The following is a 1,338-nucleotide window of genomic DNA, read 5'->3' on the forward strand; positions in this document are numbered from 1 at the left end:
GCCCGGGCTCGTGGAACCCCGCTCACCCGACGCGAGAGTCGGGCCGCCGGGCTGACCCGTAACTGAAAAGCATCAGTTGGTCGGCTCGCTACGCGACCCGACCAGACTCACGAAACATCGAGGCTAGGGGCCGTTCTCGCGCGCGGCCCGCCACACGGGCCGAATCGTGAGGCACGAGCCTCTACGCCTGTGAGCGGAGCCAGCCAACCACATCATCCACGAGGTGGACATACTCCCTTGCCTGGTCTGCGCTAATATCTGCCTTGCCTACTCGGTGAGCCGCCTCATTACGCAAGCGTGTCATGTTGAGAAATGCGCCTAGGATTTCTTCTGAGATAAGGCCTACCCGATATGCCTGCTTCGCCAGCAGCGTTCCGCCACGGCGAACATCATGGAAGTCATGCCTTATAAGGAGATCCCGTAGCTCTTGTTCAGCACGCGCGAAGGCTTCCATAACCGCTGCCGCCGGCACCTGTTCGATGACAGCAGAGATGTCTTCACTTATGGTCTTATCGCGCTCTTCTGGTGCCTGGCCACCAGTAACTTCCGCAACCTGCTTCTCTGCGGTCTCGATGAGCTGGTCCCACTCAAGTTCGACTGGACCAGCCTTGAACCTCTTCAAAGTGCGTGCGTGATCTCCATCGGCTCGTGTTGTCCCAAAGAGAGCCTTTAGTGTGGAGCGGTTAAGTGCAAGAACCAGAATGCCGACCAACACCACAACAGGCCAGGCAAGCGAACTGGCCAGAGCAGCAACGAACTGATACCCGGACACATCCGCATGTTACGAGGCAACGGCCCTGGGGCGAGAGCAAACCAACAAAATAAGGGGCGCTCCGGCTCCGGGATGGTCGGCGCACTGTCTGAGCTACTTAGGTGGAAGGTGGATGCCTGATCATGTCGCCCTGGCCTGCTTCCCCTTCGGGCGGGTCGACGGCAGACGGGATGATCAGACGGGAGGCGTGCGCGTCGCGCGCGGAACAGCATGTCGTGGGCATGATCGCCGTGCCATTAGCGTGCCATTAAGGTTGGTGAATGGCGGTCAATCACGGTCACTCGCGAAGGGTCGTAGTTGCAGGCAGGATCCGTACAGGGGCTAGATCGGGACGGTTTGCAAGCAGGATGTCAGGAGTTCGAATCTCCTAGGCTCCACCATTGGAAACGCCCCGCTCTCGATCACGAGAACGGGGCGTGAGTGTCTAGCTGGGCGACTAAGAGGGCGTTTGGGCATGTTCGGTGGAGCTAAGTCCCCTTTGGGGTCATCGGCTTTCGTGGCACTTCACCCCATATGAGTGAATTCACGCGTTCCGAAGCGGCGGTCGGTGCGCCCGTTTGATTGTT

At 59.4% G+C, this 1,338-nt stretch carries 1 protein-coding gene; it reads right to left on the reverse strand.

The features are described 5' to 3' along the window. Positions 1 to 181: 181 nt before the first annotated feature. On the reverse strand, positions 182 to 772 hold the full coding sequence (locus KIP79_RS46140) for a hypothetical protein (RefSeq protein WP_214111426.1): 591 nt from the start codon (positions 770 to 772) through the stop codon (positions 182 to 184). Positions 773 to 1,338 lie beyond the last annotated feature (566 nt).

This window comes from Acrocarpospora catenulata, assembly GCF_018476525.1.
GTDB classification, from domain to species: Bacteria; Actinomycetota; Actinomycetes; order Streptosporangiales; family Streptosporangiaceae; genus Acrocarpospora; species Acrocarpospora catenulata.